The following is a 24,137-nucleotide window of genomic DNA, read 5'->3' as shown; positions in this document are numbered from 1 at the left end:
GATTAAGCGACGATTAGCACTTTACAAGTGTTAGTGCCACCGATGGTTTCCATCGCATCACCTTTGGTCATTAACACTAAGTCACCGCTGTGTAAGTAACCCGCTTTGGTTAATGATTCCAATGCTTTTTGCGCGAGCTCATCGGCTGGATAGATCGTTGAGTCGAAGTAAATCGGTAATACACCACGGTACAGAGCCATCTTCGCCAGTGTTGTGTCATGGCGAGATAGGCCAAGGATTGGTAAAGATGAACTGATACGCGACATCAGTTTAGGTGTTGCACCTGATTCTGTTAAAGCAATAATCGCTTTAACACCTTCTAGGTGGTTTGCCGCATACATAGTCGATAGGGCGATGGTTTCTTCAACTGAGGTGAAACGTGCATCCAATCTGTGTTTAGATACTTTCACACTTGGGTGAGATTCTGCACCAACACACACATTCGCCATTGCTTTAACCGTTTCTTCAGGGAAGTCACCGGCAGCGGTTTCGGCTGATAACATCACGGCGTCTGTACCATCAAGCACGGCGTTTGCCACGTCCATCACTTCTGCACGGGTTGGCATTGGGCTTGAGATCATTGACTCCATCATTTGGGTCGCAGTGATGACGATTTTATTGAGCTGACGTGAACGGGCGATGAGTTTCTTTTGCACTGCCACAAGTGCAGCATCACCAATCTCAACCCCTAAATCTCCACGGGCAACCATGACAACGTCAGAGGCTAAAATCACATCATCCATTGCTTCATCGCTAGCAACGGCTTCTGCACGTTCAACTTTCGCGACGATCAGTGCATTGCTACCAGCCTGCTGTGCTAAAGAACGTGCGTATTCTAAATCGGCACCGCTACGTGGGAAGGAAACGGCTAGATAATCCACTTGGATCATCGCTGCGGTGAGAATGTCAGCCTTGTCTTTTTCGGTCAGTGCCGCAGCGGACAAACCACCACCTTGCTTGTTGATCCCTTTATTGTTTGATAAAGGACCAGCAACCGTTACCGTCGTATGGACTTTACGACCTTCGACGCGCTCAACACGTAGTTGGACTCGGCCGTCATCGAGCATCAGGATGTCGCCAACATTCACATCATCAGGTAATTGCTTATAGTCGATACCGACTTGATTCTCATCGCCTTCACCTTTGGGGAGTTCAGCATCAAGAATATAAGCTTGGCCTAATTTCAGTTGGACTTTCTTGTTGTCTTTAAAGGTAGAGACACGGATTTTAGGACCTTGTAGGTCACCTAAAATCGCTACATGTACACCTAATTCTTTTGCAATTTCGCGAGCTTGAGTCGCGCGTTTGAGATGATCTTCGGGGGAGCCGTGGGAGAAGTTAAGACGAACAACGTTTGCACCTGCCGCGATAATGCGGCGTAAGTTATCGTCACGGTCAGTGGCGGGGCCCAGGGTGGTGACGATTTTGGTTCTGCGGAACATAAGATACTCCGTTAAAGTTAAAAAAATCTTGTGACTATATTAGCATGCAATTCCAAATTATGTAGTAAAGTTACAATCAAATTGATCTGAAGTTATGTTTTAAAATTGTGAGGTATCGCTGAAATTTGCTTTAAAAAAGGCTAGACGTAGGGTTTGCGCTAGCCTTTTTAAAGATAGGAAGTGAATTACAGTATCGGATCTTTATTGATACGAGACTCTTTCAACACTTCTTTTACCCGTTTTAAATTATCACGGAAACGAGGGCCGCGGCGTAGGGTAAAACCCGTCGCCAATACATCTATAGTCACCAATTGCGCTAAACGCGAGGCCATAGGTAAATACATATCTGTATCCTCTGGCACCTCCATCGTCACAGGCAGTGTACATTCCATCGATAACGGCGAGTTACGAGCCGTAATACCAATAACGGCAGCGCCGTTTTCTCTTGCTAAACGTGCTATTTCAATCAATGACTTAGTGCGGCCTGTGTGGGAAATTAAAACCACAACATCGCCTTCATTGCTGTTGATACAACTCATGCGTTGCATCAGAACATCGTCAAAACAGATGACAGGCACATTAAAACGGAAAAATTTATTTTGTGCGTCATGGGCGACTGAGGCTGATGCCCCTAAGCCAAAGAATGAAATTGTCTTGGCCTGAGTCAGAATATCAACGGCTTTATTGATGGCCGCTACGTCTAAACTTTGACGGGCAGTATCTAAAGAAGCCATTGAAGATTCGAATATTTTTGTTGTGTATGACTCGGGAGAATCATCTTCTTCCACATGGCGACTCACATAAGGCGTGCCGTTTGCGAGACTTTGTGCCAGATGTAACTTAAAATCAGGAAAGCCTTTAGTATCTAAGCGGCGACAGAAACGGTTCACAGTAGGTTCACTGACATCTGCCATCTTAGCGAGTGTGGCGATACTGGAGTGAATAGCTGTTTGCGGAGAGGCTAAGATGACCTCTGCAACCTTGCGTTCTGACTTACTAAAATGGGTGAGGCTTTTTTGAACCTTTTCTAGGGTATTCATACGCGTATGTCCGCTAAATTGAGTATGTAATTTTATTTTTTTTTGTTTAGTGCCACAGATCAGCTTGACGATCCCACTAATCAAGATTGCTTAAGTAAGTTTTACGTCGGTTTTTGAAATAAGAATTTACTATCATCAGTAATTTAAGCACAAAAATCATATCAGATTTATGCCTTAGGTGCCTAGTTAGCTAGAATGTTAATATTGATAAAAAGAGATGCATTTAACAAATTCTGTTGTTATATTACAACAAAAGTGTGGATTCCTTCATTAGCATGAAGGGACACGACATACAAAGGAGAGCGTAACGCAATGGGCAAAACATCATCAGGCGCCAAAGCTTGTGACTTCGTACTCTTTGGTACTAAAGGCGACTTGGCAAGACGCAAGTTGTTACCTTCTTTATACCAGTTAGATAAGGCTGAACTTCTCGACAAAGATACTAAGGTGATCGGTGTCGCAAAAGATGAATTTAGTCAGGATGAGTTTAGAGAGCTAGTCATTCTTGCGTTAAACACCTTCGTCAAAGAACCCCTCTGCGAAGAAACGCTTAACCGATTCGTGTCCCGTTGTCATTATGTCGGCACTAATTTTACTGATTCAGCAGGTTACAGCGCCTTCCATGAATTGCTCAAACCAGAAGAGCGCGTCATGGTCAGTTACTTTGCCACCCCACCGTCGATTTTTGGGGATATCTGCCGCTGTTTACATGAACAAAATCTGATCCACAGCGACTCGCGCGTCGTTCTCGAAAAACCCATTGGCTCTGATCTCGCATCTTCCCGTGTGATTAACGATCAAGTTTCTGCCTACTTTAAAGAAAGCCAAGTCTACCGTATCGACCATTATCTCGGTAAAGAGACAGTTCAAAACTTAATTGCGCTGCGTTTTGCTAACTCCTTATTTGCCTCTAAATGGGATAACCGGACCATTGACCATGTCCAGATCACGGTTGCCGAAGAAGTGGGTATCGAAGGCCGTTGGGGTTACTTCGATAAAGCTGGTCAAATGCGAGATATGATCCAAAACCACTTACTGCAAGTGTTGACGCTGGTTGCGATGGATCCCCCTGTTAACTTAGATGCTGACAGTATCCGCGATGAAAAGGTGAAAGTACTGAAGTCGCTGCGGCCGATTAATGCTGACAATGTCTATGAAAACACCGTCCGTGGTCAGTACAGTGCGGGCTTCCTCAAGGGCAGTCCAGTGCCTGGTTATTTAGAGGAAGAAGGGGCGAACGTACACTCGCATACTGAAACCTTTGTGGCGCTGCGTGTCGATATTGATAACTGGCGTTGGGCTGGCGTGCCGTTTTATCTGCGCAGCGGTAAGCGCATGCCGTTTAAGAGTTCTGAAATTGTGGTGTATTTTAAAAATCCACCGCATAACTTGTATCGCTCTAGCTACCGTAACTTGCCACCTAACAAGTTAACCATCCGTCTGCAACCACACGAAGGGGTTGAGATCCAGATGATGAACAAGGTGCCAGGGTTAGAGCAAAAACAACGTTTGCAAACCACCAAACTCGACTTGAGTTTCTCTGATACTTTCAAAAACGAGCGCATTGCCGATGCCTACGAGCGTTTATTGCTTGAAGCCATGCTCGGTAATCAAGCCTTGTTCGTTCGCCGAGACGAAGTGGAGCAAGCTTGGACATGGGTTGATGGCATCATCCAAGCATGGGAACAGAGCAATGAAAAACCGAAACCTTATCCTGCGGGCACTTGGGGCCCCGTGGCTTCCGTCGCGCTGATCACCAAAGACGGTCGTTCGTGGGATGAATAGGGGGCTTTGATGATTAAAGAAACCGTATTTAAATCCTTTGATACACCTGCTGCGCTCGAGCAACAGTTAGCGAATAAGATCGCTAGCCAGTTACAAGAGGCGGTGGATGCCCGTGGTAAGGCGAGTTTAGTGGTCTCTGGCGGCTCAACGCCGCTGAAACTGTTTGAGCTACTTAGCATGAAATCTATCGACTGGAGTGATGTTTACATTACGCTTGCCGATGAGCGTTGGGTCGATGTCGAAGATAGCGCCTCTAACGAACGTTTAGTGCGCGAGCATTTATTGCAAAACCGCGCGGCCAATGCCAAGTTCCGTGGATTGAAGAATATGTTTTCCACCGCCGAAGCGGGCGCAGATATGACCGCCGAGTTGCTGTCTAACTTCCCGCGTCCCTTCGATGTGGTGGTGCTCGGGATGGGCAACGATGGTCACACTTGCTCATGGTTCCCTTGCAGTGCTGAGTTAAACGATGCCTTAACTACTCAAGCTTTGTGCGTGGCAACCAATCCCACCACGGCGCCCCATGGTCGGATCACATTATCTAAGAATGCGATCCTCAATAGCCGTCAGATTTATCTGCATTTGGTTGGGGAACAGAAATTATCCGTATATCGTCAAGCCTTAGAAAATGATGATGTTAATGCTATGCCTATCAGAGCCGTATTAGCGCAGCGTAAAACGCCCGTTGACGTGTTCTGGAGCGCTTAAGGAGTCACTCTCATGCACTCAGTCGTTCAATCTGTTACCGACAGAATTATTGCCCGTAGCAAAGCATCACGTGAAGCATACCTTGCTGCATTAAACGATGCCCGTAACCATGGCGTACACCGTAGCTCGTTAAGCTGCGGTAACTTAGCCCATGGTTTTGCGGCTTGTAACCCCGATGATAAAAACGCATTACGTCAATTGACGAAGGCCAATATCGGGATTATTACTGCATTCAACGATATGTTGTCAGCACATCAACCCTATGAAACGTATCCTGATTTGCTGAAAAAGGCCTGTCAGGAAGTGGGTAGTGTTGCGCAGGTGGCTGGTGGTGTTCCCGCCATGTGTGACGGCGTGACTCAAGGGCAACCTGGGATGGAGCTGAGCTTACTGAGTCGTGAAGTGATTGCCATGGCAACCGCGGTTGGCTTATCCCACAATATGTTCGATGGCGCCTTACTCCTTGGTATTTGCGACAAAATCGTGCCCGGTTTATTGATTGGTGCGTTAAGTTTTGGCCATTTACCTATGCTGTTTGTGCCAGCAGGCCCGATGAAATCGGGTATTCCTAACAAGGAAAAAGCCCGTATTCGTCAGCAATTTGCCCAAGGTAAGGTCGATAGAGCACAGCTACTCGAAGCGGAAGCCCAGTCTTACCACAGTGCGGGTACTTGTACCTTTTATGGTACGGCTAACTCGAACCAACTGATGCTTGAAGTCATGGGCCTACAATTGCCTGGTTCATCTTTTGTGAATCCTGACGATCCGCTGCGTGAAGCCTTAAACAAAATGGCGGCTAAGCAAGTTTGTCGCTTAACCGAACTGGGCACTCAGTACACGCCTATTGGTGAAGTCGTTAACGAAAAATCGATAGTGAACGGCATTGTTGCATTGCTGGCGACCGGTGGTTCAACAAACTTAACCATGCATATCGTGGCGGCGGCGCGTGCAGCGGGCATTATCGTCAACTGGGATGACTTTTCTGAATTATCCGATGCGGTGCCATTGCTGGCCCGTGTTTATCCAAACGGTCACGCGGACATTAACCATTTCCACGCCGCGGGCGGGATGGCTTTCCTTATCAAGGAATTACTCGATGCGGGCTTACTGCACGAGGATGTCAACACAGTTGCAGGTTTTGGTCTACGTCGTTACACCCAAGAGCCCAAATTACTCGATGGCGAGCTGCGCTGGGTCGATGGTCCAACCGTCAGCTTAGATACCGAAGTATTAACCTCTGTCGCTACCCCTTTCCAAAACAACGGTGGTTTAAAGCTGCTCAAGGGTAACTTAGGCCGTGCAGTGATTAAAGTGTCTGCCGTTCAACCGCAGCACCGTGTGGTGGAAGCGCCCGCTGTGGTGATTGACGATCAAAACAAGCTCGATGCGTTATTTAAATCCGGCGCATTAGACCGAGATTGTGTGGTGGTGGTGAAAGGCCAAGGGCCGAAAGCCAACGGTATGCCAGAGCTGCATAAACTAACGCCGCTGCTAGGTTCACTACAGGATAAAGGCTTTAAAGTGGCGCTGATGACCGACGGTCGTATGTCGGGCGCATCGGGCAAAGTACCGGCGGCAATTCATTTAACCCCAGAAGCGATTGATGGTGGGTTAATTGCCAAGGTACAAGATGGCGATTTAATTCGTGTTGATGCGCTGACTGGCGAGCTGAGTTTATTAGTCTCAGACACCGTGCTTGCAGCCAGAACTGCCGCTGAAATTGATTTACGCCATTCTCGTTATGGCATGGGTCGTGAGTTATTTGGGGCACTGCGTTCAAACTTAAGCAGTCCAGAAACCGGTGCGCGTAGTACTAGCGCCATCGATGAACTTTACTAATACAAAGGAAGAATAACGCAATGCTTGAGAATAACTGGTCATTACAACCACAAGATATTTTTAAACGCAGCCCTATTGTTCCTGTTATGGTGATTAACAAGATTGAACATGCGGTGCCGTTAGCCAAAGCACTGGTCGCCGGTGGGATTAGCGTGTTAGAAGTGACATTACGCACGCCGTGTGCTCTTGAAGCGATCACCAAAATCGCTAAGGAAGTACCAGAGGCGCTAGTCGGCGCTGGGACTATTTTAAATGAAGCCCAGCTTGAGCAAGCGATTGCCGCTGGCGCGCAATTTATTATCACCCCTGGTGCAACAGTTGAACTGCTCAAAGCGGGGATGCAAGGCCCGGTGCCGTTAATTCCTGGCGTTGCCAGTATTTCCGAAGTGATGACGGGTATGGCGCTTGGTTACACCCACTTTAAATTCTTCCCTGCTGAAGCGTCTGGTGGAGTGGATGCACTCAAGGCTTTCTCTGGCCCATTAGCCGATATCCGCTTCTGCCCGACAGGTGGTATTACCCCGAGCAGCTATAAAGATTACCTAGCGCTTAAAAATGTGGATTGTATTGGTGGCAGTTGGATTGCGCCTACTGATGCGATGGAGCAGGGCGATTGGGATCGTATCACTCAGCTCTGTAAAGAGGCGATTGGCGGACTTTAATCCGCTATTGCACGGATTAATTTGTGAATAAAAAACCACCTTTGCGGTGGTTTTTTAATACTAAATCAAAAGGCTACATTTCTTTACTCAACTCCACGTTTGAGCCAGCCTTAGGGCTAAAGAGTTGTTGATAGAGCCGTCCGGCAAACTCGTCCGTCATCCCTGAAATATAATCGGCTAAGACTCTGTGGCTGTTTAGACCCTGTTGCTCGCTTGCGCGCCAACGCTCTTGAGTGTTAAGCGGTAACAGGCGCTCGGGATCGGAGGCAAATGCTTCAAATAACCCCATCACAATTTGTTGCCCTTTGTATTCGAGCATTTGGATCTCGGGTTTACGGATAACATATTTATACACTAGCTGTTTTAACACATTGAGCGCATGGGCAAAGTCGGGTTCAAGGCTGGCATTAAACCGCAGCAACGGTTCCTCGAAAGCCGGATCGTCATTGATGATAATGGCGGTGACAAAGCCATTCACTAAAGTACCTATGGCATCTTTTCGCAGATGATGCTCGTGGGAGAACAGTTTAGTACCGATATCGGTCAATTCTTGGCGGATCCAGAGATCATTACTGTGCTCAAATGTTGGCGCCACATCTTGCTGCCATTGTGATGCCGTTACTATCCCCATGACGATGGCATCTTCAAGATCATGTACTGCATAGGCAATATCGTCCGCCAGCTCCATGATGGAACAATCGAAGGATTTATATTGGGTACGCAGGTGCGGGTAGTTGGGCTGAACACTTGGTTGGACTGAGGTAAAGCGAGTTCTATCTGCCGCAGATAATGGCTCAAGCACCCAGTCGAAGATGTCATTATCATCGTCGAATATGCCTTTAACAGGCGGCCATTGTGACGGTTTAAGCTGTCTGTGGTTGGTGATTTCAGGATGATTGCCTGCGACAAACAAGTGCGATTGTGGTGCGGGATATTTTAAAATCCCTAACATGGTTCTGCGGCACAGATTCATCCCAAAATCTAAGGTGTAGGGCTCGAGTTTAGAGAGAATACGAAATGTCTGGCCATTGCCTTCAAAGCCTCCGTGGTGGCGCATCATATAGTTAAGGGCAACTTCACCACCATGACCAAAGGGCGGATGGCCAATATCATGGGCAAGGCATAAGGATTCCAGCAAACTCATTGAGTCTAATAAGGGCTTATGCTCGGGATATTTACGGCTCAGCTGAGCGGCGATCCCCGTGCCGATTTGTGAGACTTCTAATGAGTGGGTTAAGCGCGTGCGATAGAAGTCATTCATCCCCACACCAAGCACTTGGGTTTTTGCTTGCAGGCGACGAAATGCAGCAGAGTGGAGGATCCGCGCCCTGTCCCTTTGGTATGGGCTGCGATGATCATTACGTCTTTGTTTATCTTCACCATGGCGGCGTTCTTGCCAAACACTTGAGGTCATATGCATTCCTAGCGGGAGTGGTACATCAGAGCATCTTGTTTATTTCGTCTAAATTCAAGGTAAAACTGGGCACAAAGCAATCCATAAAATATTTCACTGCAGGGTTAGGGTTGGACTCGAGCATGGCTTCGAGGCGTTTTCGTGCGGTGTTAAATTCAGTATTGCCAGCGCGATTTTCCTCTAAACACTTCAGGTAAGCACACAGGGTATCGGCTGATTTAACTATGGCTTTGTAGATTGGATCGGCGTTATCGCTGATAAACAGGCTGCGATAATCCTCTTTAAATTCATCAGGTACCATATCGAGCATGCGCTGCTCGGCAATGGCTTCAATTTTTTTATACTCAGCTTCAATTTCTTTATTGAAATACTTCACCGGAGTGGGTAGATCGCCAGTTAAGATCTCACTGGCATCATGGAATATAGCCAAACTGGTTGCTTGATGGGCATCGAGAGTCGTGCCAAATTTCTTATTACTGATGATGACTAAGGCGTGTGCCACCATGGCGACTTGCAGAGAGTGTTCCTGAACGTTTTCGGTGCGCACGTTGTACATTAAAGGCCAGCGCTGGATAAGTTTCATTCTGGCAAGGTGGGCAAATAAATGACTCATAAGGCTCCTTTAAATGAAGGCTAAAAGGCGCGTCACTCGACTCTGAAGATAAGTGAAAAGCAAAGTGCAAGTACGGCTATTGAGCGTAAGCCTAACACTTATCGCAAGGATAAGTGAGTGAAATAATGGCAGGATTTACAGAACAAATACAAAAATAAAGCGATCTTGTTGATCGCTTTATTGCCTAGGTTTGCTAAGTAAGCGTGATGCTTAAACCCATTTATTGTTTATAGGCTTCCAGGAAGTTACCAAATTCAGTTAATGCCTTCGTTAGATCTTCTTTATAGGGTAAAAACACCACACGGAGATGATCAGGTTCCGGCCAATTAAAGGCCGTGCCGTGCACTAATAGGATTTTTTTATCCCTTAATAAATCGAGTACTAGGCGCTCATCATCCCTGAGATTGAACTTTTTCATATCCAATTTGGGGAAAGCATAGAGTGCGCCCTTAGGCTTTTTCACGCTCACGCCTGGGATTTGATTCAACAGCTCGTAACATGCATCTCTTTGGACTGTGAGGCGGCCATTAGGCAGTATCAGCTCGTTAATACTTTGATAGCCACCGAGTGCGGTTTGAATCGCATGTTGATTGGGCACGTTGGCACACAGGCGCATCGAGGAGAGCATCTCTAACCCTTCGATATAACTCTTTGCAGCCTTAAGATTACCAGACAACATCATCCAACCAACACGAAAGCCCGCAGCGCGATAAGCCTTGGATAGCCCATTGAAGGTAACCGTTAAAATATCGTCCGACAGACTAGCCGCAGGAATATGCTTGGCTTCGTCGTATAAAATTTTGTCGTAAATTTCATCAGCAAATAAAATCAGGTTGTGTTCACGGCAAAGCTCGATAACTTGTAGCAGTAATTCTTTGCTGTAAACCGCACCCGTAGGATTATTCGGGTTGATTAGTACAATACCACGGGTGCGAGAAGATATTTTGCTCTTAATATCATCAAGATCGGGAAACCAATCCGCTTCTTCATCACAGCGATAATGTACGGCTTTACCGCCGGCTAAGTTAGCTGCGGCGGTCCACAGTGGGTAATCGGGTGAAGGGATCAGTACTTCATCAGCGGTGTTCAATAAGCCCTGCATGGCCATCATGATCAGTTCTGACACGCCGTTACCAATATAGACATCTTCGATATCAACGCCATAGATACCCTGCGCTTGATAATGCTGCACGATCGCCTTGCGGGCTGAGAATAATCCTTTTGATTCACAGTAGCCCTGGGCACTCGGGAGATTAAGGATCACATCGCGCACAATTTCTTCTGGTGCTTCAAAACCGAAGGGAGCAGGGTTACCAATATTGAGTTTGAGGATCCTGTGGCCTTCGTCTTCTAAACGTCTGGCTTCCTTGTGCACTGGGCCGCGGATGTCGTAGCAAACAGTATCCAGCTTATTGGATTTGATGATAGGGCGCATTTACACCTCGAAACATGCAGTTAATTTTGGCTTAAGTTTGTGCACCATAACGAAATTATCTGATTTAAGGAAGGGGCATTGAGCACAAATACCATGTTTTTTTTATTAAACGTACTAGTTAAATATGCTTTAACCTGGCATTAAATAAATTTATACAAGTTATATGTGCTGTTATTGTGTCTAATTTTGATTTTTTACACTGCATCTTGTTATGGGGTTAGCCTTTGTACCTATCAATTAGGCTGCATTGGCTCATGCACTCTGTTTTACTACAACCACATTACCCTAGGGGCAAGATGTTAGTAAAAATGTTAATCAGTGTTTGCTTAACTGCTGATTTATCAGAGTTGATTTAAGTTAATGTCGCATTATCCTGCATTCGGTAATTTTTCGATATTTAGGCAGATTAACTGAATGCTTATTAAGCATTTAGGTTGAAATAAAAAATTCATCACACTCTAGTTATTTTGTTTAAAATCAAGTTGATAAATCGTTTTTTAATTCAAGATGAAAAATTATTTAGCGCTAGCATAAATTTATAGTTGACTCGATATTCGATGCGCTTTATTTTCTGCGCGATGTTTTCGGCAGGGCACCTAAGATAACAAGCTTTTAGCAGGTTTTATCAGCGGAGTTAGTCATCATGAAGCAGCAATATTGGCGTCCGTTATCGAGGTGATTTCAGGCGCTGTTCTAAAAACTTTTGCCTTTTAGGCGACTTATTTAGAGGACCTAAGTGCATGTCTGAACCGACAGCGTTAAGTCTTATTCCACCTTTGGTGGTATTGGTGTTGGCCGTTTGGTTACGCCGCCCCATTTTATCTTTGATCATTGGTGCGGTAACGGGTTTTTTGTTACTTGATCCAACGCAAGTTTTAAATAATTTTGCAAGTACTTCATTAAAAGTCATGGCCGATGAAACTATCGGTTGGTTGATTTTGGTGTGTGGCTGTTTTGGTGCCTTGATTGCACTGTTAGTACGTACTGGCGGTGCTTTGGCATTTGGTCGAAATGCATTGAAATTTGCAAAAGGGCCAAGATCTTCCCTGTTTATGACCTTTATTCTGGGAATTGTGATTTTTATTGATGACTATCTGAATGCGCTAACTGTGGGTGAAACCATGAAGCGTGTAACGGATAAGTTTAAAGTCTCCCGCGAAATGCTGGCTTATGTGGTGGATTCCACAGCGGCTCCTGTGTGTGTATTAGTGCCGCTCTCCACGTGGGCGGTGTTTTTTGGTGGCTTACTGGTCGATAACGGGGTGGCCGCTGAAGGTCAGGGCATTAGCGTCTACATGCAAGCTATACCCTATATGCTTTATGCTTGGTTAGCCGTCGCGATGGTATTACTGGTTGCATTGGGCGTGGTACCTGCTATTGGCCCGATGAAAAAAGCCGAGCTGCGCGCAGCAAAAGGCGAGCCCGCTGAAGCGCAAGTCGATTTAGACCAAGTGCAAACCTCTGATGAATATGCCATCGCGGCAATTGAAGAAGAGTTTAAGCATGCTGACAATCAAGGCAAATTGCATAACTTTTTAGTGCCAATTTTATTACTGGTTGCTTTTACCGTTTATTTTGATATCGACGTGTGGAAAGGGTTATTAGCGACGCTGGTTATTACGCTCCCTTACTATGCAGTTCAGCGTTTGATGCCTCTCTCTGAAATGATGGATCAAATGATTGATGGTTTTAAGAGCATGTTGCCAGCTATTGGTACCGTAATAGCGGCATTTGTGTTTAAAGATGTGTGTGATGCGCTATTACTGCCACAGTACGTGATTGAATCTTTAAGCCCATTTATGACGCCTAAGCTGTTACCTGCCGTGGTATTCCTATCAATGGCGATTTTGGCCTTTGCGACGGGTTCTAGTTGGGGAATTTTTGCAGTAACTATCCCAATTGTGATGCCACTGGCGCAATCGGTGGGTGCGGATATTCCATTAGTGATTGGTGCGCTGTTGTCGGCTTCTTCTTTTGGTAGCCAAGCGTGTTTTTACTCTGATTCAACCGTTTTAGCTGCCCAAGGCTCGGGTTGTAACTTAGTAAGCCATGCTGTGACTCAGCTACCTTATGCGCTAATTGCCGCGGTTATTGCATTCTTTGGCTTTATCCTGATTGCTTAATGCGTGACTTAATACATAAAAAACCAGCTTCGGCTGGTTTTTTTATGCGCGAATGTTAATTGTAGCTTTGTGCTAACCGCTAGTTTATGGATGAATCACTTGAGTTTGTTTGTTACAAAATCTGAAGTAGGATTTAAAGGGATGGTAAGAAATGCAAAAAGGCGCCGATGCGCCTTTTTGTGAGGGGAGATCAAGATGAATGCTAATCTTAGTCTATTTGGACTGATTCGAAGACTTATCTGGATTTTGCGTTTCGTTACCATCGGCTTCGTGTGGAGGCTGAGTCATGTCGGATTTTAGTTGTTTCTCTTTATCGTGCTGACCAAACTGTGGCAGTTTGAATTTGGCACTGTATTTCAGTGCGGCAAGATTGCTGGCAATCACACCTACCACCAAAATTATAATGATCCACACTTCTAAGCTCGACATAACAACTCCTTATTGAGCAACACCCTGATTAATCAACGGCTAAACGCTGCTCACACTTACGAATATCTTCTGGCGTGTCAACTTCGATTGAGTCGAAGGCACTGATGGCAACTTTGATCTTATGGCCATGTTCTAGAGCGCGTAGCTGCTCTAACTTTTCAAGATCTTCGAGACGACCTAAAGGTAGGGCTGCAAAGGCTTGCACAAATCTGCGTGTGTAAGCATACACGCCTAAGTGCTTGTAAACTGGATAATCTTTGGTATCGCGACCGAAGGGAATCCGCGCGCGGGAGAAATACAGCGCGTAATAGTCGTTATCGAACACCATCTTCACATGCATAGGATCGTCAAGTTCGGCCTTGTTGACAATTTCATAGCCGAGGGTCGCCATTTCAAACTCGCCTGGATGACGTTCGAAGAGGCTGATCACTTGCTCGATGGAAGTCGGGTCGATTAGGGGTTGGTCGCCCTGAAGGTTGATGACCAGATCGTCATCCTTTAAACCTAATTGGTTAATCGCATCATTGATACGGTCTGTGCCCGATGCCGCATCAGGGCTGGTCATGACCACTTTGCCGCCAAAACCTTCTACGGCGCTTTTAATACGCTCATCATCGGTTGCAACGTAAATATTGGTGAGGCCTTTGGCTAACGACGCGCGTTCATACACGTGTTGGATCATCGGCTTGCCGTTAATCGGGGCTAAGGGCTTGCCCGGGAAGCGGCTTGAACCATAACGCGCCGGGATTAACAGAGTCACATTCATTAAATTATCCTACTTTATCAGAGATATGCAGTGTAGATAGACAAAAGGGCTCACAATGAGCCCTTGTCATCTGCTTGAGAGCTTAAATGCGACGGAACAGGGCAGTCAACATTTCGTCAGTGACTTTCTCTTCCCATGTTGGGCCGTACACGTTTGCCCATAATGGACCCATGCTCTTAGTCACGGCAACCATTTTCGCGATGGTTTCATCTGGTAGATCTTTACAGATGTTCTTCGGCAGAGTGATGTTGTGTTTCTTCATCATCTGACGGAACTCTGCCACGCCTTCTGGGTAGAATTCTTCTAACACGTCAAAGGCGATACAGTTACCGATACCATGGTGGTAGCCGAGGATGTAAGACAGACCATAGGATACCGCGTGGCATGCACCTACTTGGCTGTAAGCGATACTCATACCGCCCATAAATGACGCCATCATCAGCTTGTCGTCTTTTTCTGGGTGATCCTCTAAGTACACTTGGCGGCAAAGCTCCATGGCTTTTTCGGCATAGGCTTTAGAGAATTCGTTTAAGAAGGTACCTTCTAAGGATTCAACGCAGTGGATATAGCAATCCATACCGGTGTAGAACCATTGGTCAGTCTCAACACCATCGATTAACTCAGAATCCATGATGATTTGATCGAACACTGTGTAATCTGAGTTCAGACCTAGTTTACGCACTGGACCACACAATACCGCTGTGCGTGATGCTTCAGCACCGGTACCAGAAATTGTTGGAATACCAATGTGGTGTACCGCTGGGTTTTTGATTAAATCCCAACCTTGGTACATGGCTGAGCCGCCTGGGTTGGTCAGCATTAGCGATACCGCTTTTGCCACGTCCATGGTTGAACCGCCACCTAAACCAACGACGCTGACGGGCAGTTTGCTATTGAAAGCTTGCACTTGTTCGGTCAGGGCATCGATTTGAATCGTGCTTGGCTCTTCATCAACGTTAACCCAAATCAGTAAGTCTTGGGCTTTGACTGGGATGCGTGCTTCGAGTGGTTTGCCTTGGTGAACGTCATCGACTAAAAATACCACGAAGTCATCGTCGGTTTTACGCTGGGCAGCTAAGACGTCGTCTAATTGGGCGAAAGAGCCACGACCGAAGATCATCTTTTCAACTACTTTAAAATTTTTAAAACTCATTGCAAAAACTCCCGTTTAATTATTGGGCAAATGCTTTCTTAATGTTTTCAATACGCTCGGCAATCTGAGCATCGGTCCAAGACAATTTAATGAGCATAGAAATAGTGCGGCTCATAATGGCATCAGATTTCGGCACAGAAATTTGAGTATAGTCAGGTCGGTCGGCGATTAATGTGATTGGTAACGCAGCAGGGGCCTTAAGCTCCTGAATGTGTTTCCAGTTTTTCAGATAATGCCAGTTGTTCACGTACCAGTAGAAGCAGCCATCTACACCATTTGCAGCTAATTTCTTGCTGATCTCTTGGGTACGTGCTTCTGTTGGTAACATAAAGCTTAAGAAGCCAGCTGAATCACCCTCTGGATCGGGGATTTCGCGGAAGCTGACTTCAGGAATGCTCGCCATAGCTTCTTTAATGGCTTTTTTGTTTTTACGTTGAATGTCGATAATGGTATCGAGTTTACGTAACTGGGCTAACCCTAAGGCCGCATTCATTTCAGAGATACGGAAGTTCAGACCCATAATCGGGTGTGACTCGGCGCCACGGTCTTTACCAATATGGTCATGGCCGTGATCGGAGAACTGGTGGGCGTTATCGTAAATTTCGGTGTTATTGGTGATCACCGCGCCACCTTCACCACAGGTGATGGTTTTAACAGAATCGAAAGAGTAACAACCGACATCACCGATAGTACCAAGGGCTTGGCCCTTGTAGCTGCCGCCAATGGCTTGGCAAGCATCTTCTAACAATACTAAGTTGTGCTTTTTACAAATGGCTTTGATTTCGTCCATCTTGGCCATAGAGCCACACATGTGTACTAAGTTTACCGCTTTAGTACGTGGAGTAATTGCCGCTTCAATGCCTTCTGGTGATAAACACAGGGTTTCGTCGATTTCGGCAAAAATCGGTACTGCACCGGCCATGAAAATCGCTTCTACAGACGCTACGAAGGTAAAAGGTGGCACGATAACTTCATCGCCAGCGCCAATGCCTGCGGCCATCATCGCCGTTTGCAGCGCGGCGGTACCGCTTGATAACAGATGAGCATGCTTAACATTCATTTTCTCGCAGAGCAGTTGCTCCATATCGCGAGTCTTCCAGCGATCATTACGCATATGGTCGAAGTTATAACGGAAGGTAAAGCCGTGCTCCATCACATCGGCAACTTCTTGTTTTTCTTCTGGACCAAATAATTCAAAACCGGGCATGGAAGGTATCTCCTTAGAATTTGTGGCGCATGGTCGCGCTGCAATTAACTGGCGGATTATAACTGGGCTAAAGATCCCTTGCGATGTTTTCTTGATGAAAATAAGGTCATGTTGAGATTTCGCGCTTAGTTTTTGCTCACTTAGCAAGACTAGATGAATGAAATGATAAATGTTGTCTAACGCGATGAAGTGAAATGGTCTCCTTGAGATAGATTTTGGTTATTTCTCGTAAATGAATAGTGAGTATTTGCCTTTAGGGCGTAAAACCAAAAACCTGCACAGTGGCAGGTTTTTGTGGCGTCAGTTGGGCCGTTAATGGCATATAATACGACGAAAGACTTACACGACTTGTGCACGGTCTACCGTAACATCAAGATCCGTTAATAGACCATTATCGATACCGTAAATCCACCCATGGACAGCCAGTTCTTGGCCGCGAGACCAGGCTTCTTGCACGATAGTACTACTGGTGACATTGGAAACCTGTTCAATCACATTGAGCTCACACAGGCGATCAAAACGTTTGGCTTCATCCATTTGCATTAATTCATCATGATGTAGGCGATAGACATCGCGCAAATGACCTAGCCAGTTATCGATAAGTCCAAGGCGCTGATTCCCCATTGCAGCACGTACACCACCGCAGCCGTAGTGACCGACGACCATAATATGTTTCACTTTAAGCACATCGATGGCGTATTGAAGTACTGACAGGCAGTTAAGATCGGTATGGATCACCATATTGGCTATATTGCGGTGAACAAAGACTTCGCCAGGCATTAAATCGATGATTTGGTTAGAAGGGACTCGGCTGTCGGAACAACCAATCCAGAGATACTCAGGGTTTTGCTGTTTTGCCAGTTGTTCAAAAAAATCAGGGTGTTCTTGACTGATGCGTCCGGCCCAACGGCGGTTATTATCGAATAAGGGTTTGAGTAGTTTCATTTTAACCTATTGTTTTATAGACATATTAAAATGTCTTTTGCCCTAAATGATGCAAGCCGCACCTTTTTTGCGATTGAGTATACCAGCAAAATCGTGGCCTCTGGTCTATCCAATTAAGATTAAACTCAGGTTTGACCATGACTTAATTCCATCAACAGTTAAATAATTTGGTCTAATGCTTTGAATTTTTAGGGATAAAATTTATTTAGCCTGCGTCTAAGAGCTCAATGTTACTGTTGGCAAATGAGGTAACGCGGGAATGAATGGGGAAATCTGTTATTGCGCATGGTGCAATCACGCAGAACTTTTCGTTTAACTTAGGCCGGGGTTGTATATATCTATATGATTTAAAATGCTTAATGTAAAAATTTGATGCCTTCTTATTGAAAGAAGGCATCAATAGGTACAATCAGGTTAGTCCCTAAAACTTACCTACAACTTTGACATTGGGCGTCACTTCTGCTGCATCCACAAAGCCGATCATATTTGGATTGGCGGCGACGAGACTAAGAATCTCAGCACTGGATTCGACCACTTTAGGCGGTTGTCCTTGTCCAGAAAATACGAGTTTTGACCAATAGGCTTTTAACTGACTTTCTGTTTTATTGAGGATTTGTTTTACAAAGGCTTCCCTGACAGGTGAGCCTTCCGCTTGATCGAGTGCGACAATCGTGCCTCCTGTCGAAAAGGTTTTAAGCTTTCCCGAATAAATTCTTGAAATATCGGCAGCTGATATCTCTGAACTGTTCGAAGGGTGAACGATTACGGCGATTTCCGCTTGAGCCCATTGACTGAGTAATAGGAGTGCACACAAGCTGATTGGCTTGACGATGTATTTAGCAATGTGAGGTAAATTCATAAATGACTCCTTAGAAAACAAGATCAACAGCCATGCTTAAGAGTTGTTCGTCGGAGGTCGGCTTATCATTACTGTAATTGGTGTATTCCAGTTTTAGCGCCGCAGAGGGATGAAAATCCCAGCGGGTTCCGATGATGTAATAGGAACTATCCTCTTGTTGTGCTTCTAATGCGGCTTTCGTTCCCATCACTAATGGCGCGAGAGCTGCTTGATTGGCCGGTGGTAGGGCGTTGTAGACAGGCAACATTGCATCATAGGCATCATATTGTGGGTCACCTTTATCAATGCCATAGGTTAAATGAAAGGTAAAATCATGGTAACGAACACCCGCTGAAACAAAGGCAGAATCTTGAATATTAAAACTGCTAGGGTCGACATCTATTCGGGTGTATTCCGCTAATATAAACCACTTTCCTGCGTCATATTTCACGTTAGCGCCAATAAGTAAGGCACTATCCTCTATCGCTAATAAGTCATTTACAACTTGATCATCGAATAAACCTGTTTGGGAAATGGCTTCACCCAAACCAAGTAGTGCTGGCAGTTCATATGAGAAATCCGTGACTATCCCCACATTTAAACCGTATTCAAATCCAGCGGTGCTAAAATTGAAGTTCATAATATGGCCCTTGGCGGAAAAGGGCGCAGGGGGCGTTGATGAACCGACAGGCGCATAGTCAGACACCGATGTCGTAATATATTTATAGGTTAAGCCAACTTCAGTATTGCCCCATAAATCTGAATAAACTAATCCAACGCCTTCGCCAGAATTAAAGGGGAGCGAATAGACTCCCCTTGGTGGCGTTATCCAATGGTAGGCATAGCCAACATCGATATAATCGGAATATTTGTAAAGATTAAATCGTTGTCTTCCAGCCATTAGCATCACCTTATCGCTAATGTCATAGGAAATATAAGCCCATTCAAACTCTGCACTATAATCGTCACTGCCACGGGAGAGGACTTGTGCGGTTGCTCGTAAGCCGCTCCCTAAATCTGCAGCAAATTGTAGTGCGACTTTGGAGTCATTATTAAAGTCGATTTCTTTATCATAACCGTAGTAACTTTTATCATCGGATAAACTTGAGCCAGCAACAATGGAGGCAAAGCCGTTTATTTCAACATTCGCGTAAAGGGATGGAATATAGAGTGCGGTCAACACACCTAATGCAACTGTACTTTTTCTCATGTTAGGAAACCTTTTTGAGGGAATACAGTTTAAAGGTAGTTGAATTTTTGGTGTTTTCACGATTTTGCAACATTTTTGAGGGCCAGTTAACAAATCGATGTTTGTTAAGCCTCAAGTGGGATAGCACTCCAAGATTATTGGAAAAGGTTTCGAGTAATAGGCAAAAGACTCATTCTTATTGAGGGTTCTAGAATATGAATCTGTTAGAGCATGGGTGACATGCTCTAACCATCATGGTGCGTATTAAGCGTATTGGCTCAGAAATGCTAATAATTGCTGATTAACAAATTCGGCTTGTTCTAGACTTGAAATATGGCCAGCATTTGGAATATGCACTAATTGGCTGCCATTAATGGCATCACTCATCAAATAACTTTCTAAAACACTGCGCGCCTTGTCTTCTACACCCACCATGATTAAGCAAGGTAAGGTAAATTGTTCGGCAAATTCTAGGGTATCGCGCCGACCAAAAATGATCCGTCCAAGTTTTACTATGTCGGGAATGCGTTCTGGCGTTAGCGCAGCTAAGTCGCTTTCAAAACGTTGCACTAATTCGGGATTATTCGCTTTGGCATTATCTGCAAAAAACAGCGGTGAAATTGCTTTGATAAGTGCTGGCGGAATACTGCCAGCGGTTTGGATCATGTCTAACATCCCAAAATATTTGGCACGGGTGATTTCTGGCTCAAAACCAATAAAACTGTCCAGCATGGCAAGCGTCTTGACGCGAGCAGGCGCCTTAAGCACCAGCTCTGCCCCCCACATGGCGCCCACGGATAAACCGATGAGGGAAAATGTCTCAAGTTCGAGGGCGTCCATCAGGGCTAACATATGCTCACTAATGTCTAACAGGCTATGGCAGTTTTCCGGTACGGTGCCAGATTGGCCGTGTCCCCAGAGATCGGGGACGATACAGCGGTAGCTTTTGCTTAAGAGCGCAATTTGTGGCGCCCACATGGCGCTGTCCCACAGGTAGCTGTGGCCAAATAACAGGGCAGGGCCTGTGCCGATATCAAGGTAACTAAGTTGGCTACCCGCGATGCAAATTTGTTGTCTGTATGATGATAAATCCATAAAACCTACTTAATCTATAAAACCAAAAACGGGAAGGGACGTCGGCTAAAACGTGCAGAAAAAGCTATTAAGGCTGCGCAATCCGATGTACATATTCCGCTACTAACTCGGGTAAACGCCGGATCACGGCGTCTTTTAGCAACATATCGCTCTGCTGGATAACCTGCGCTAAGGCCTGCACCTCAAATTGGGGTAACAGGGTTTGAGACACGGGGAAATAGCTAATATGCCAAGGCTCTGCACTTACCGCGCTTTGGCCTTTCTGGAACGGAAAATAAAACCCAAAATCCTTGGCATTAGCCACTAGCCACTGGTGCAAGTGGGCGCAGGGGCCGCCGTCACGGTATTCGGCGTCCACCAGACGCAGGGATTTGACCTCAATTTGCTCGGCATCAAATACATCGATATCCGTTCCCCAATGGTGACGCGAAGCACCAGGCAGTGCCGACCAGAGTAAGATCAAATCGACTAACTCATCATCGCTGAGCGGCGCGATATCCACGGGCTGCTCATTGATATCCAGGACCACTCGTTTACCGCTGGCCTTGGCATTCCAAATGGCGAGTTGCCGATCGAAGGGGCGATAGGCAGAGCAAATCGCTAGCTTAATACCGTCTTTGGCGGCACTGTCGGCCATTGCCTGAAAGGCAAGGGCGGTTTGTGACTCTAACTTAAACCGCGTTTCTCGCTGATGATAGGGGCTGAGTAACTCAACGAGCACTAAGTCGCTCATTGAGTCAGAGTCTAGATCCGCTGTTAAACCTGTCTCTCCCCTTGGCTCTAGACCATAGAGCAGGGCTTTTTTTGCCGTGATAGCCATGGTATTTAACACAGTAACTGTTCCAAAATCACTTCATAACACAGCGCTAATTGCTCTAGATCGTCTACCTTCACGCACTCGTTCACTTTATGGATTGTGGCGTTTACTGGGCCAAGTTCCAACACTTTGGCGCCCGTTGGCGCAATAAAGCGCCCATCGGAGGTGCCGCCGGTGGTTTGTGGATCGGTATCATAGCCCGTGACTTGACGAATAGCATGGCGGGTCGCGTCTAACAGTGGGCCTTCGCCGGTTAAAAAGGGTAAGCCATTGAAAGTCCAACTAATGTCATAATCCAGTTCGTGGGCGGTTAATAAGGCTTCCACACGCTCGATGAGTATCTCGGCGGTCACTTCGGTGGAATAGCGGAAGTTAAACATCACCTCCAAGGCGCCTGGGATCACGTTCGATGCGCCTGTGCCGCCGTTAATGTTGGCGATTTGCATGCTGGTGGGCGGGAAGAATTCGTTGCCATTATCCCAATGGGTTTGGCTTAACTCAGCTAAAAAGGGGGCGGCTTTGTGGATAGGGTTATCCGCAAGGTGCGGATAGGCCACATGGCCTTGAATACCTTTAACGGTTAAGTTGGCGGTGAGACTGCCACGGCGGCCATTTTTAACCACATCACCGAGTTTTAAGGTCGACGAGGGTTCACCCACCAATGCCCAAGTGATTTTTTCATTACGGGCTTCTAGGGTGTCGATAACCCGTGTGGTGCCATTGATAAAGGGGCCTTCTTCATCGCTAGTGATTAAAAACGCAATCGAGCCAGGATGATTTGGGTGCTTAGCCACAAAACGTTCGGTCGCGACGATCATCGCCGCCAGTGAGCCTTTCATATCGGCAGCACCGCGACCATACAGATAACCGTCAATAATGGTTGGCTCAAAAGGCGGGGTATGCCAGCGGCTTAAATCGCCTGCGGGCACCACATCGGTATGGCCGGCAAAACAAAATACCGGGCCTGTATTACCGCGCCGCGCCCACATATTGGTGGTGTCTTCAAAGACCATGGGCTCAATATTAAAGCCTACGGCGGCAAGACGTTCGGCCATTAAGCTTTGACAGCCTTCATCTAGCGGTGTGACCGAAGGACGGGCGATTAACGCTTTAGTCAGTTCGGTAACCGGGTGAGTGTTCGAAGCGTACGTCATAGAGAAAACACCTTCTTATATTCGGCTTCGTTAAAGCCCACTAGCACTTGTTCACCCAAAACCAGCACTGGCCGCTTGATCAGTGTCGGGTGAGTGAGCATTAGTTGAATGGCTTTGGCTTGGTCGATATCCGCTTTATCGGCATCACTTAAGGCACGAAAACTGGTACTGCGTTTATTAAAGACGGTTTCCCATCCGGCAATTTGACACCAATGCTGCAGATCCTTTTCTGCTAATCCATCTTCCCTAAAGTCATGGAAGTTGACCGAAAGTTGATGGGTTTCAATCCATTTACGTGCTTTACGCACAGTATCGCAATTTTTAATACCAAAAAGGGTCAAGATGATGCTCCTTTCGAGGGGCGCCGTTGGCACGCATTGATTTTGCTCGCATTGTGGCATTGTGCGCTGGATGCTACAAGGGGATATTGCCTAGGGCATGTTGAGAATAAGGTAAGATAGCCGCAAAGATTTGATAGGTGGTCGATGTAGGTAAAAGTGAAATATTTGATGTTAATTTGGGTATCAGTATGCAAATAAAAAGCCGAGCAAATATGCTCGGCTTTGTCTTTGGAAATGTTTTTAATTAAAAGTTCATTTCCAGAGCGAGGTAATACTCACGGCCTACTACGTTGTAGTAAGAACGTGGATAATGTGGCCACGATGACTGGGTTTGATCAATCTCAGGGCCCGCATCAAACAAGTTGTTGATGCCGGTTGAGATTTTTAGTGCATCGTTGACAAGATAACTTGCTGACCAGTTCACTTCAACATGGCTGTCGATCGTTACGCTGTAATCTGCGTCCAGACCATTTTCGACAAAGTAATCCATGCGATCGCCATTCATGCTGTCAGTGTATTTGAACAATAAGTTAGTCGCAAAATCGTTATAGCTCCAACCTAAGTTCAAGTTACCGCGGATTTTAGGCGCTGAACCTTCACCATCAATAAGATCTAATGCCTCTGAATCTGGGGTTAATTGCTCTTCCCATTTCAGTAAGTAGGTGCCTTCTAAGCGGGCGGTTAAATCACCTAAGTTGGCAGTTTCATAGCGATAACCGATAGAGAAGTCGATACCAGAGGTTTTTTGTGATGACATGTTAATCGCTTGGGTATTCACCTGAATTAACTTGCCATTCGCATCACGTATAATTTTGTCTGTAAATGCATCTGAATGATCCAGAATATATTGGGCGCTAGGATCATTCACTAAATAGCTGTTCCAAATAGTAGATCAAAGGAAGGGAACTCAGTCCTGTTTGAGCGATCTGATCTATCGCCAAACAAACCCACCACTCGCCGAGGACTGAGAATGGCCATCTTACCACCACTTTGTCGCGCAGAGCGCAAACAACTACAGAAATTGATCCATAAAACCAAGGATAAACACTTCGCTCGACGTCTTATCGCTATGCTGATGCTGCATCAAGGGCTGTCGATTACTGACGTTCATCATGCTACTGGTGCAGCACGCTCCAGTATTG

22 protein-coding genes and 1 pseudogene are annotated in these 24,137 nt (G+C 46.0%); 6 read left to right on the top strand and 17 right to left on the bottom strand.

Features of this window, described 5'->3' with window-relative positions; translation table 11 throughout:
• Positions 1–2: 2 nt before the first annotated feature.
• A complete protein-coding gene (gene pyk, locus AEA42_RS15900) occupies positions 3–1,442 on the bottom strand; it encodes a pyruvate kinase (RefSeq protein WP_037418713.1) in 1,440 nt (479 codons plus the stop codon).
• A 185-nt stretch (positions 1,443–1,627) separates the two neighbouring features.
• Positions 1,628–2,482: a MurR/RpiR family transcriptional regulator gene (locus AEA42_RS15895; protein ID WP_011072455.1), complete on the bottom strand. Its 855-nt coding sequence runs from the start codon at positions 2,480–2,482 to the stop codon at positions 1,628–1,630.
• Between the two features lie 312 nt (positions 2,483–2,794).
• Between AEA42_RS15895 and zwf the strand changes: the two genes are divergently transcribed.
• From zwf to AEA42_RS15875, 4 genes are read left to right on the top strand one after another with little or no spacing between them, the layout of a single operon-like run.
• Positions 2,795–4,267: a glucose-6-phosphate dehydrogenase gene (gene zwf, locus AEA42_RS15890; RefSeq protein ID WP_037418717.1), complete on the top strand. Its 1,473-nt coding sequence runs from the start codon at positions 2,795–2,797 to the stop codon at positions 4,265–4,267.
• 9 nt (positions 4,268–4,276) lie between these two features.
• The gene (gene pgl, locus AEA42_RS15885) at positions 4,277–4,975 is read left to right on the top strand and encodes a 6-phosphogluconolactonase (protein ID WP_037418721.1); all 699 of its coding nucleotides are present in this window, start codon (positions 4,277–4,279) and stop codon (positions 4,973–4,975) included.
• Between the two features lie 12 nt (positions 4,976–4,987).
• Positions 4,988–6,814, top strand: a complete 1,827-nt coding sequence (gene edd, locus AEA42_RS15880; RefSeq protein ID WP_055648242.1) for a phosphogluconate dehydratase — start codon at positions 4,988–4,990, stop codon at positions 6,812–6,814.
• 20 nt (positions 6,815–6,834) lie between these two features.
• Positions 6,835–7,476 carry a bifunctional 4-hydroxy-2-oxoglutarate aldolase/2-dehydro-3-deoxy-phosphogluconate aldolase gene (locus tag AEA42_RS15875; RefSeq protein WP_055648241.1) on the top strand — a complete coding sequence of 214 codons (642 nt, stop codon included), beginning with the start codon at positions 6,835–6,837 and terminating at the stop codon, positions 7,474–7,476.
• 73 nt (positions 7,477–7,549) lie between these two features.
• On the opposite strand, the gene AEA42_RS15870 is transcribed toward AEA42_RS15875, so the two are convergent.
• The 3 genes from AEA42_RS15870 to AEA42_RS15860 all read right to left on the bottom strand — a co-directional run bounded on the left by AEA42_RS15870 (position 7,550) and on the right by AEA42_RS15860 (position 10,938).
• Positions 7,550–8,890, bottom strand: coding sequence for an anti-phage deoxyguanosine triphosphatase (locus tag AEA42_RS15870; protein WP_037418731.1), 1,341 nt, complete (start codon positions 8,888–8,890; stop codon positions 7,550–7,552).
• A 25-nt stretch (positions 8,891–8,915) separates the two neighbouring features.
• Entirely contained in the window at positions 8,916–9,503 is a 588-nt protein-coding gene (yfbR, locus tag AEA42_RS15865) for a 5'-deoxynucleotidase (protein WP_037430288.1), read from the bottom strand.
• A gap of 220 nt (positions 9,504–9,723) precedes the next feature.
• Entirely contained in the window at positions 9,724–10,938 is a 1,215-nt protein-coding gene (locus tag AEA42_RS15860) for a pyridoxal phosphate-dependent aminotransferase (RefSeq protein ID WP_037418735.1), read from the bottom strand.
• Positions 10,939–11,678: 740 nt separating this feature from the next.
• Between AEA42_RS15860 and AEA42_RS15855 the strand changes: the two genes are divergently transcribed.
• Entirely contained in the window at positions 11,679–13,061 is a 1,383-nt protein-coding gene (locus AEA42_RS15855; RefSeq protein ID WP_037418738.1) for a Na+/H+ antiporter NhaC family protein, read from the top strand.
• Between the two features lie 213 nt (positions 13,062–13,274).
• Here AEA42_RS15855 and AEA42_RS15850 read toward each other — a convergent pair whose 3' ends face one another.
• From AEA42_RS15850 to AEA42_RS15795, 12 genes are all read right to left on the bottom strand, one after another.
• Positions 13,275–13,490 (bottom strand): DUF2897 family protein, encoded by a 216-nt coding sequence (locus tag AEA42_RS15850; RefSeq protein WP_037418741.1) that lies wholly within the window; start codon positions 13,488–13,490, stop codon positions 13,275–13,277.
• A gap of 28 nt (positions 13,491–13,518) precedes the next feature.
• Positions 13,519–14,256: an 8-amino-3,8-dideoxy-manno-octulosonate cytidylyltransferase KdsB gene (gene kdsB / locus AEA42_RS15845; protein WP_011622622.1), complete on the bottom strand. Its 738-nt coding sequence runs from the start codon at positions 14,254–14,256 to the stop codon at positions 13,519–13,521.
• 82 nt (positions 14,257–14,338) lie between these two features.
• A complete protein-coding gene (kdnB, locus tag AEA42_RS15840; RefSeq protein WP_055648240.1) occupies positions 14,339–15,409 on the bottom strand; it encodes a 3-deoxy-alpha-D-manno-octulosonate 8-oxidase KdnB in 1,071 nt (356 codons plus the stop codon).
• 19 nt (positions 15,410–15,428) lie between these two features.
• On the bottom strand, positions 15,429–16,616 hold the full coding sequence (kdnA, locus tag AEA42_RS15835) for an 8-amino-3,8-dideoxy-alpha-D-manno-octulosonate transaminase KdnA (RefSeq protein WP_037418748.1): 1,188 nt from the start codon (positions 16,614–16,616) through the stop codon (positions 15,429–15,431).
• Between the two features lie 339 nt (positions 16,617–16,955).
• On the bottom strand, positions 16,956–17,561 hold the full coding sequence (can, locus tag AEA42_RS15830; RefSeq protein WP_037418751.1) for a carbonate dehydratase: 606 nt from the start codon (positions 17,559–17,561) through the stop codon (positions 16,956–16,958).
• Between the two features lie 421 nt (positions 17,562–17,982).
• Complete coding sequence (locus tag AEA42_RS15825) at positions 17,983–18,420, bottom strand: substrate-binding domain-containing protein (protein ID WP_055648239.1); 438 nt, start codon at positions 18,418–18,420, stop codon at positions 17,983–17,985.
• A gap of 10 nt (positions 18,421–18,430) precedes the next feature.
• Positions 18,431–19,609, bottom strand: coding sequence for a porin (locus AEA42_RS15820; RefSeq protein ID WP_055648238.1), 1,179 nt, complete (start codon positions 19,607–19,609; stop codon positions 18,431–18,433).
• 243 nt (positions 19,610–19,852) lie between these two features.
• Positions 19,853–20,683, bottom strand: a complete 831-nt coding sequence (locus tag AEA42_RS15815; RefSeq protein WP_055648237.1) for an alpha/beta hydrolase — start codon at positions 20,681–20,683, stop codon at positions 19,853–19,855.
• Between the two features lie 67 nt (positions 20,684–20,750).
• Positions 20,751–21,416 (bottom strand): M15 family metallopeptidase, encoded by a 666-nt coding sequence (locus tag AEA42_RS15810; protein WP_050991402.1) that lies wholly within the window; start codon positions 21,414–21,416, stop codon positions 20,751–20,753.
• Positions 21,417–21,508: 92 nt separating this feature from the next.
• Positions 21,509–22,654, bottom strand: a complete 1,146-nt coding sequence (dapE, locus tag AEA42_RS15805) for a succinyl-diaminopimelate desuccinylase (RefSeq protein WP_037430294.1) — start codon at positions 22,652–22,654, stop codon at positions 21,509–21,511.
• A complete protein-coding gene (locus AEA42_RS15800) occupies positions 22,651–23,055 on the bottom strand; it encodes an ArsC family reductase (RefSeq protein WP_055648236.1) in 405 nt (134 codons plus the stop codon). The genes dapE and AEA42_RS15800 overlap by 4 nt, the downstream gene beginning before the upstream one ends.
• Before the next feature lie 184 nt (positions 23,056–23,239).
• Positions 23,240–23,863, bottom strand: coding sequence for a TonB-dependent receptor (locus AEA42_RS15795; RefSeq protein WP_055648235.1), 624 nt, complete (start codon positions 23,861–23,863; stop codon positions 23,240–23,242).
• Positions 23,864–23,965: 102 nt separating this feature from the next.
• Here AEA42_RS15795 and AEA42_RS22385 point away from each other — a divergent pair.
• Positions 23,966–24,137, top strand: a pseudogene (locus AEA42_RS22385) (IS630 family transposase); the annotation flags it as partial.

Source organism: Shewanella sp. Sh95, assembly GCF_001308045.1.
Lineage (GTDB): Bacteria > Pseudomonadota > Gammaproteobacteria > Enterobacterales > Shewanellaceae > Shewanella > Shewanella xiamenensis.
The sequence above is the reverse complement of the archived record's forward strand: the minus strand, read 5'-3'. Positions and strand labels throughout refer to the sequence as shown.

Excerpts from the sequence above, each read along its gene's own strand:
- pyk (WP_037418713.1), bottom strand. The coding sequence starts at position 1,442 with ATGTTCCGCAGAACCAAAATCGTCACCACCCTGGGCCCCGCCACTGAC.
- AEA42_RS15895 (WP_011072455.1), bottom strand. The coding sequence starts at position 2,482 with ATGAATACCCTAGAAAAGGTTCAAAAAAGCCTCACCCATTTTAGTAAG.
- zwf (WP_037418717.1), top strand. The coding sequence starts at position 2,795 with ATGGGCAAAACATCATCAGGCGCCAAAGCTTGTGACTTCGTACTCTTT.
- pgl (WP_037418721.1), top strand. The coding sequence starts at position 4,277 with ATGATTAAAGAAACCGTATTTAAATCCTTTGATACACCTGCTGCGCTC.
- edd (WP_055648242.1), top strand. The coding sequence starts at position 4,988 with ATGCACTCAGTCGTTCAATCTGTTACCGACAGAATTATTGCCCGTAGC.
- AEA42_RS15875 (WP_055648241.1), top strand. The coding sequence starts at position 6,835 with ATGCTTGAGAATAACTGGTCATTACAACCACAAGATATTTTTAAACGC.
- AEA42_RS15870 (WP_037418731.1), bottom strand. The coding sequence starts at position 8,890 with ATGACCTCAAGTGTTTGGCAAGAACGCCGCCATGGTGAAGATAAACAA.
- yfbR (WP_037430288.1), bottom strand. The coding sequence starts at position 9,503 with ATGAGTCATTTATTTGCCCACCTTGCCAGAATGAAACTTATCCAGCGC.
- AEA42_RS15860 (WP_037418735.1), bottom strand. The coding sequence starts at position 10,938 with ATGCGCCCTATCATCAAATCCAATAAGCTGGATACTGTTTGCTACGAC.
- AEA42_RS15855 (WP_037418738.1), top strand. The coding sequence starts at position 11,679 with ATGTCTGAACCGACAGCGTTAAGTCTTATTCCACCTTTGGTGGTATTG.
- AEA42_RS15850 (WP_037418741.1), bottom strand. The coding sequence starts at position 13,490 with ATGTCGAGCTTAGAAGTGTGGATCATTATAATTTTGGTGGTAGGTGTG.
- kdsB (WP_011622622.1), bottom strand. The coding sequence starts at position 14,256 with ATGAATGTGACTCTGTTAATCCCGGCGCGTTATGGTTCAAGCCGCTTC.
- kdnB (WP_055648240.1), bottom strand. The coding sequence starts at position 15,409 with ATGAGTTTTAAAAATTTTAAAGTAGTTGAAAAGATGATCTTCGGTCGT.
- kdnA (WP_037418748.1), bottom strand. The coding sequence starts at position 16,616 with ATGCCCGGTTTTGAATTATTTGGTCCAGAAGAAAAACAAGAAGTTGCC.
- can (WP_037418751.1), bottom strand. The coding sequence starts at position 17,561 with ATGAAACTACTCAAACCCTTATTCGATAATAACCGCCGTTGGGCCGGA.
- AEA42_RS15825 (WP_055648239.1), bottom strand. The coding sequence starts at position 18,420 with ATGAATTTACCTCACATTGCTAAATACATCGTCAAGCCAATCAGCTTG.
- AEA42_RS15820 (WP_055648238.1), bottom strand. The coding sequence starts at position 19,609 with ATGAGAAAAAGTACAGTTGCATTAGGTGTGTTGACCGCACTCTATATT.
- AEA42_RS15815 (WP_055648237.1), bottom strand. The coding sequence starts at position 20,683 with ATGGATTTATCATCATACAGACAACAAATTTGCATCGCGGGTAGCCAA.
- AEA42_RS15810 (WP_050991402.1), bottom strand. The coding sequence starts at position 21,416 with ATGAGCGACTTAGTGCTCGTTGAGTTACTCAGCCCCTATCATCAGCGA.
- dapE (WP_037430294.1), bottom strand. The coding sequence starts at position 22,654 with ATGACGTACGCTTCGAACACTCACCCGGTTACCGAACTGACTAAAGCG.
- AEA42_RS15800 (WP_055648236.1), bottom strand. The coding sequence starts at position 23,055 with ATGCCACAATGCGAGCAAAATCAATGCGTGCCAACGGCGCCCCTCGAA.